Origin of the sequence: Paraburkholderia acidisoli (assembly GCF_009789675.1) — a bacterium.
Lineage (GTDB): Bacteria > Pseudomonadota > Gammaproteobacteria > Burkholderiales > Burkholderiaceae > Paraburkholderia > Paraburkholderia acidisoli.
The window spans coordinates 1,430,413-1,436,412 of record NZ_CP046915.1 but is presented as its reverse complement, the minus strand read 5'-3'; the positions used below and the strand labels follow the sequence as shown (position 1 = coordinate 1,436,412).

Genomic DNA, 6,000 nt, shown 5'->3' with positions numbered 1-6,000 from the left:
GGGCGCGCGAGAACGACGTGCGCGCGAAGGCGGAACGGGAGTTGAATCACGATGACTGTCTATCCTTTGACGATGTGACTTCGGCACGCGGGAGTGCGTGTCGGAATTGCAAGCAATGAAAGGATATCGGGTTTCGTGTGACGGCTCGCTTAAGGGAAAAACGAGGGGAAAAACGAGGGGAAAAGCGAGGGGAAAAGCGAGCGCTCGCGCAGGAGGCGCAAGGCGGGGCGGGTGATGTCGTAAGCGGGAAACAGGTGAAACGCGCGGGGCTAAGAGCGCGGGATGAAAAGCGCGCGCGGGGCCGCGCGCGCGTTCAAGCCAGCCGGGGGTTATCGGCAGACGCGTTCCCAGTGATGATGATGCCAATAGCGATGGCAGTGGCGATGATGATGCCAGTGATCGTAGGCAAAGGCGGGCGCTGCCGCCGCCAGACCGGTGGCGGCGAGCAGAAGACTGGCAACGAGTTTTTTCATGTGGGACCTCCGTCGTGTGGTTTGCAAACGTAAGCAAACGAAACGTAAGCAAACGCTATACCCGGCGGAATGGCTGCGCCAATGGAGCGCCCAGCGGGGATTCTGGATGTCTTTTATAATCCAGAAAAACGCGACGTCCGGCATTGCGGACGTTCGAGGTTCTCACGGAAAACGAGGTATATATGCCGACCGTCACGATGTATTCCACGCGAGTTTGCCCGTATTGCCTGCGCGCGGAAGCGCTTCTGAAAGCGCGTGGTGTGCAGCACATCGAAAAGATCCTGATCGACACGAATCCGGAGCGGCGCGCGGAAATGATGGAACGGACCGGCCGCCGCACGGTGCCGCAGATCTATATTGGCGAGACCCATGTGGGCGGTTTCGACGACCTGTCCGCGCTCGACCGTAGTGGCGACCTCACGCCGTTGCTCGGCGCGATGAGCGCGCAATAACCGAAGGCGTGCCGCCGCCTTCTACGATGCCTCTCACGAGGCCGCGCGCGACCGCGTGAGGGCGAAGGCGGCGATCAGTTCGTCGGCGACGTTGTCGAGAATTTGCCGCGACAGCGCTTCGTCCGTGACGGCGCGCGATAGCGTCAATGCCCCCACGCACGCGCTCAACAGCGTGAGCGCCTGAGTGCGCCGGTTGCCCGTTTTCGTCGCCGGCAGCGCGCGCTCGACGATATCCACTACCCGTTTCAGACCGCTCGTGTAGACCTCGCGCACGGCTGCGCCGCTGCGGCTAACGTCGTTGGCGAGCGCGGCAAGGGCGCAACCCGAAGCCGGAAGATCGCGGTGCGCGTCGCACAGGTACGCACGAATCGCCTCTCGTAAATCGCGCTGCGCGATGTCGGTCCAGCCTTCGAGATCGTCGAGCGCCAACGCCATGGCCTGCGCCACCAGTTCGTCGCGCGAGGCGAAGTGCTTGTAGAAGCCGCCCACCGTGAGACCGGCTTCGGTCATGATGTCGGCAACGCTGATGCCCTCGATGCCCACCTCGCGAAACCGTTGCGCGGCAATCGCGACGATCCTGCCATGCGTTGCCTGTTTGTCAGCCCGGGAATGTCCCATGATGATTCGCACTGACGGTTTGCGCGGCTCGTCCCCTCATGAATCGCGCCATGAATCGCGTCAGCCTTCGTGCCTTTATTCGCGCCGTTAATCGAACCCGTATCGTAATCGTCTTGCGCGGGAAAAGGAAATGCATGCGGGGTTAAGGCACCGTGCGTTGATTCCGGTCTGACTATGTTGCGACAGAGATGCGACGAAGTGGGATTGCCGTAGAGAAAGAGAATGGGAGATCCCGTACCCCGCTCGTGATACGCATCGGTCGCCCGAGATGGCGAGATCTCCGTGCTGCTCTGCTTACTTGCCTTGAATCAGCATGCCGAGCGGCGCAAGCGGGCCGAGCGGCACGTAGTCGTACTCGGCGAAGCCCTCGGCAACCAGCGGCAACGCGGCCGTTGCCGTCCTGGCGTCGTCAATGGACGGCACGTCCATCAGAAACACGACGCCGGGCTTGTCGGCGCGATACCAGAACTGTTCGATCTTGCCGTCGAGATACAGCTTGAGTGTGGCCGGCACTTCGCGCGGCATGATCTGGCCGCGTTGTTCCGGCGAGACGGGTTTGACGATATTGCCAATGGCGAGCACTTTCATGAGTCTTTCCTCGATCGGTTAATAAAGAAGAACAACGGGTTCAGTGTAGGGAGGCGCAGCACAATCCGGTATGGTCACAAGCGCCATCGTTGTGGGCATTTGCGCCAATCCGCCATGTTCTGGCGACAAGCCAGACGCGCGTGATGTGTCGGCCGATGCCGGTGGCAGACAGCGAGGCATGTGCGGGATATGCAACGCTTGCATGCGTGCGCTCATCCACCGTTCGATCGCAGTGCGTAATGAGCGGCAGAATGAGCGGCAGAATGAGTGGATCGAGCATGAACTTGAGACCGGCAAGCATTTTCAATGGCACACGAACGCCGTATCGTGATGTCCAGGTAATTCGTGAGTATTGAAAGAACCGGCTTCATGCGATAAAAAGTGTGATGACGATTTCATGTTCGGCGCGTCATTGATAAAGTCGCTCCAGCCAACTTGCCAGACGCTTCCGCCATGCGAATTCACATACTCGCCCTCGACGGTCTCTTCGATACCGGGCTCTCGGTTACGCTCGACACGTTTCTCATTGCCAACAAGTTGTCGGCCCGGTTGATGGGCGGTGCGCCGCGCTTCGACGTGTCGGTGGTCGGCATGCGCAAGCGAGTGCGTTCGAATCACGGTTTCAGTATTCCGGTCGAAGCCGTTTCCACGGCGAGCAAGCCCGACTGGGTGATCGTGCCGGCGCTCGCCACCTCGGCGCCCGACGAGTTGCTCGAATCCTTCGATCGAGCGGATGTGATCGACGCAAGAACCCAGTTGTGCGCGTGGCACGCGGCCAAGGTGCGCCTGGGTGCGTCGTGCCTCGGCACGTTTCATCTCGCGGAAGCCGGGCTGCTCGACGGGCACGAAGCGACCACGAACTGGGCGCTGGCGCCGCTGTTTCGTCAGCGTTATCCGGCGGTGCGTCTCGACGAGTCGCGCATGCTCATTCCTTCCGGGATCGGCGTGACGGCGGGCGCGGCCATGGGGCATCTCGACCTCGCGCTCTGGCTGGTGAGGAGCGCGAGTCCCGAACTCGCTTCGCTGGTTTCGCGCTATTTGCTGGCCGATATTCGTTCGTCGCAAGCGGCCTATATCATTCCCAACCACCTCGCACAGGCGGACCCCTTGATTCAGCGCTTCGAGCAGTGGGCGCGTGCGAATCTCAAGTCGGGTTTTTCTTTGCAGGACGCGGCGGGTGCGCTCGCGACCAGTACGCGCTCGCTGCAACGCCGTTGCCAGGACGTGCTCGGTAAGTCGCCGCTCGCGTACTTCCAGGACTTGCGCGTCGAACACGCGCAATCGCTGATTCGCGGCAGCGGTCTCGATCTCGAGTCGATTGCGGCGGAGGTGGGTTATGGCGATGGCGCCACGCTGAGAACGCTGCTGCGCCAGCGCCTGGGGCGGGGCGTGCGCGAATTGCGCGCCGATCTGCTTTGATGAAAGGCCGTGCGCAGGCTGCGCAACGCGCCGAAGATGGACGTAAGCCGTGGTGCTTCGCGAGTTTGACGAAATATCGATTCACAAGACTGTTGCGTTCGGTCCTGTTCTCAAACATCGCGAAGCGTGGCGAATGACTGCGCTCAACCGTTCTGGATCAGCCGCCCGAGCGGCGCCAGCGGTCCGACCGGCAGGTATTCGTACGTCATGAGGCCGTCCGCGACCAGCGGCAGGGTGTTGAGGATCGATTTCGCCTGATCGACGGATTCGACATTCATCAGAAAGATGGGCCCCATTTTCTCGCGAAACCAGAATTGCTCGACCTTGCCGTCGAGATAGAGCTTGAGCGTGGCCGGGACTTCGTGCGGCATGTATTGCGCGATTTTTTCGGGCGTGAACGTCGGTTGCGCGGTGGCGATAGCGAAGACTTTCATGATTGACTCCTCGGGAGCGTTTCGTGGTGACGGGGTGAGCTCCACTGTAGTCGCCATGAACGCTGCGCTGAATCGTCAAAAACGACAACTTTGACGCGATTTACGCCAATCTCGCCGATCGGTTATCGCGTGCGATTGCCAATCTGGATGTTGCTTATAATCCAGACGTGAGGCCAGCGATTGGTCGTCCAGCCTCGGCCCCGACGAAACTCGACCCGGTGGCGCAATGACGGAATCTATGGAAATCTCGGCAACACGACAGGCGCGAATACGTTGGCAAGCCATTAACGTCTGAAAACGCCCATTGCAGGAAGCGGGCGCATGGCGTCAATGCTGGCCCGCGTTCAGCAGCATCCAGCGTTGCCGATCGGGCGTTCCCGCCTGAAGGCGCGCGAAAACGGCATTGCAGCGGCGGCACGTGTAGCGGCGCGTTGCCTCCGCATTGGCGCCGGCGCCGTCGAGCGCGAGGTCTTCATGCGGCGCCTGCGTTGCCGGTTGGCCATAGAGTTCGGCGCACGGTCGGCAAGGTTGAATCCACAGCTCCATGATTCGCTTTGACCCCGCGTTGAAAAATTCAGTATAATAGAATTTCGTTCGATATATAGAACGAACAGCAATCAGCATCAAGAGTCGGTTGACCCGACGCCAACCTGCCTGTCCCGGCAAGGTGGAAGCCATTGTGGCGATGCGGCCGATTCACGGCAACGAACGGGAGCAGAGCGAGCACCGGTTCGATAACCTTCACCGGAGCAACCATGCGCTCGACTTCCCCAACTGTCTCTGCCTTTTCTCACGACGACTGGCTGCGCCAACTGTCGGGCGTCAAGCTTACGCATACCGTCCACGTCGTGTCCGATCCGAACGCCACGGTGGCGTCGGCCGCGGCCGCCGCGCTCAAGGCGGCGCACGGCAAAGTCGAACGATGGGCAACCTCGCGTTTCAACGACGTGCTCGAGCATCGGATCGACGTGGCCGAAATGACGGAACGCGCGGCGCTGGACTTGCGTGAACGACTCGCGGCGCTCGATGGTGTGGTGCGCGCGAAGGTCGTTCATCATCTGCTCCGAGGCTAGCGCGGCGCGGCGATGCGGGTGGGCGCGGGGACGCACGCCGTGCGTTTTCGCAACGAGGCTGGCATGAGGACCGGCGTGTTACGCTTGATCCTCCTCTTTCTGGCCTCTTCAACCCGTGCCCGCATATGAGCGGGCACGCCCGGCCAATCTCACGATGCGCATCGTTCCCCTGGCTCGCGGCAACGCCGCTCTTCCTACTCTGGTCTGTTTACCCGGCGCCATGTGCAATCCGCTGGTTTTCGCGCGCAGCGCGGCGCAAACCGGCTTGAACGCGTTTGCGCTGGCGTGGCTGGAAGACGAGGGCGCGTTCGACATGGCGTCCATTGCGAATCGCATCGTCGAAGCCGTGGCGGGCGAAGGCGACATCGTCATTGCGGGACACTCGCTCGGCACGCCGCTGGCCGTGCTCACGACGCTCGCGGCGCGCGGCCGCACGGATCTGCGCGTCAAAGGCCTCGTGCTGTCGAATAGCGGGGCGAACACCCAAGGGCATGGCGACGCCTCGGCCATCGTGCGGCGCATCGAGCAGGAGTGGGGCGAGCCCATGTGGAAAACGTTCGCCGAGCGTTGCTTCCACACGCTGCCGCAAGGCGCGTTGCTCGACGAGATACTCGCCTATCCCGCGCGCCTGCGCAGCGGCGCCGTGGCGCAAGCCATCCGCAGTCAGATCGAGACCGACCTGCTGCCGGTGTTGAGCCAGTTGCCGGCATTGCCGGTTGCCGTCGTGCACGGGGAATACGACGTCGCCCGAACCCTCGCGCATGCGCGGGAGTTGTCGGGCGCCATCGCGGGCGCGTCGTTGCATGTGCTGCCGACGGGCCACACGAGTTGCGCCGAAGATCCTCTGGCGTTCGCCGATATCGCGCGGGCGGTGGCCGTGCGCGCGGTGTCGTCGGCACGATCGACGCGCTAAAACGACTCGAACGAACCCGCGGCAACGAGC

The 6,000-nt window shown here is 62.0% G+C and carries 9 protein-coding genes and 1 riboswitch; of the genes, 4 read left to right on the top strand and 5 right to left on the bottom strand.

Going from position 1 to position 6,000, the window contains the following annotated elements:
• Positions 1-329: 329 nt before the first annotated feature.
• Positions 330-473: a hypothetical protein gene (locus FAZ98_RS35470; RefSeq protein WP_199272429.1), complete on the bottom strand. Its 144-nt coding sequence runs from the start codon at positions 471-473 to the stop codon at positions 330-332.
• 182 nt (positions 474-655) lie between these two features.
• On the opposite strand from FAZ98_RS35470, the gene grxC reads away from it, so the two are divergent.
• Positions 656-925 carry a glutaredoxin 3 gene (gene grxC / locus FAZ98_RS28565; RefSeq protein ID WP_158956383.1) on the top strand — a complete coding sequence of 90 codons (270 nt, stop codon included), beginning with the start codon at positions 656-658 and terminating at the stop codon, positions 923-925.
• Positions 926-958: 33 nt separating this feature from the next.
• Here the strand turns inward: grxC and FAZ98_RS28560 are convergent, their stop codons facing one another.
• Together FAZ98_RS28560 and FAZ98_RS28555 are read right to left on the bottom strand one after the other, a co-directional pair.
• Positions 959-1,543 carry a TetR/AcrR family transcriptional regulator gene (locus FAZ98_RS28560; RefSeq protein WP_158956381.1) on the bottom strand — a complete coding sequence of 195 codons (585 nt, stop codon included), beginning with the start codon at positions 1,541-1,543 and terminating at the stop codon, positions 959-961.
• Positions 1,544-1,837: 294 nt separating this feature from the next.
• The gene (locus FAZ98_RS28555) at positions 1,838-2,131 is read right to left on the bottom strand and encodes a hypothetical protein (RefSeq protein ID WP_158956379.1); all 294 of its coding nucleotides are present in this window, start codon (positions 2,129-2,131) and stop codon (positions 1,838-1,840) included.
• 453 nt (positions 2,132-2,584) lie between these two features.
• Here FAZ98_RS28555 and FAZ98_RS28550 point away from each other — a divergent pair, with 453 nt between their 5' ends.
• The gene (locus FAZ98_RS28550) at positions 2,585-3,550 is read left to right on the top strand and encodes a GlxA family transcriptional regulator (RefSeq protein WP_158956377.1); all 966 of its coding nucleotides are present in this window, start codon (positions 2,585-2,587) and stop codon (positions 3,548-3,550) included.
• A gap of 143 nt (positions 3,551-3,693) precedes the next feature.
• On the opposite strand, the gene FAZ98_RS28545 is transcribed toward FAZ98_RS28550, so the two are convergent.
• The gene (locus FAZ98_RS28545) at positions 3,694-3,984 is read right to left on the bottom strand and encodes a hypothetical protein (RefSeq protein ID WP_158956375.1); all 291 of its coding nucleotides are present in this window, start codon (positions 3,982-3,984) and stop codon (positions 3,694-3,696) included.
• 327 nt (positions 3,985-4,311) lie between these two features.
• Positions 4,312-4,608, bottom strand: a complete 297-nt coding sequence (locus tag FAZ98_RS28540; RefSeq protein ID WP_233272876.1) for a hypothetical protein — start codon at positions 4,606-4,608, stop codon at positions 4,312-4,314.
• A riboswitch (SAM-I-IV-variant riboswitch) is annotated at positions 4,600-4,703 on the top strand. Its footprint overlaps the gene before it by 9 nt.
• Positions 4,704-4,739: 36 nt before the next feature.
• Between FAZ98_RS28540 and FAZ98_RS28535 the strand changes: the two genes are divergently transcribed.
• Both FAZ98_RS28535 and FAZ98_RS28530 read left to right on the top strand, forming a co-directional pair.
• Positions 4,740-5,057 (top strand): hypothetical protein, encoded by a 318-nt coding sequence (locus FAZ98_RS28535; RefSeq protein ID WP_158956373.1) that lies wholly within the window; start codon positions 4,740-4,742, stop codon positions 5,055-5,057.
• Between the two features lie 154 nt (positions 5,058-5,211).
• Positions 5,212-5,970, top strand: a complete 759-nt coding sequence (locus tag FAZ98_RS28530) for an alpha/beta fold hydrolase (protein WP_325072673.1) — start codon at positions 5,212-5,214, stop codon at positions 5,968-5,970.
• The last annotated feature ends 30 nt before the right edge of the window (positions 5,971-6,000 follow it).

Bases quoted from the DNA above. Each gene is read 5' to 3' on its own strand.
- FAZ98_RS28555 (WP_158956379.1), bottom strand. From the start codon at position 2,131: ATGAAAGTGCTCGCCATTGGCAATATCGTCAAACCCGTCTCGCCGGAA.
- FAZ98_RS28560 (WP_158956381.1), bottom strand. From the start codon at position 1,543: ATGGGACATTCCCGGGCTGACAAACAGGCAACGCATGGCAGGATCGTC.
- FAZ98_RS28540 (WP_233272876.1), bottom strand. From the start codon at position 4,608: ATGCTGATTGCTGTTCGTTCTATATATCGAACGAAATTCTATTATACT.
- grxC (WP_158956383.1), top strand. From the start codon at position 656: ATGCCGACCGTCACGATGTATTCCACGCGAGTTTGCCCGTATTGCCTG.
- FAZ98_RS28535 (WP_158956373.1), top strand. From the start codon at position 4,740: ATGCGCTCGACTTCCCCAACTGTCTCTGCCTTTTCTCACGACGACTGG.
- FAZ98_RS28550 (WP_158956377.1), top strand. From the start codon at position 2,585: ATGCGAATTCACATACTCGCCCTCGACGGTCTCTTCGATACCGGGCTC.
- FAZ98_RS28530 (WP_325072673.1), top strand. From the start codon at position 5,212: ATGCGCATCGTTCCCCTGGCTCGCGGCAACGCCGCTCTTCCTACTCTG.
- FAZ98_RS28545 (WP_158956375.1), bottom strand. From the start codon at position 3,984: ATGAAAGTCTTCGCTATCGCCACCGCGCAACCGACGTTCACGCCCGAA.
- FAZ98_RS35470 (WP_199272429.1), bottom strand. From the start codon at position 473: ATGAAAAAACTCGTTGCCAGTCTTCTGCTCGCCGCCACCGGTCTGGCG.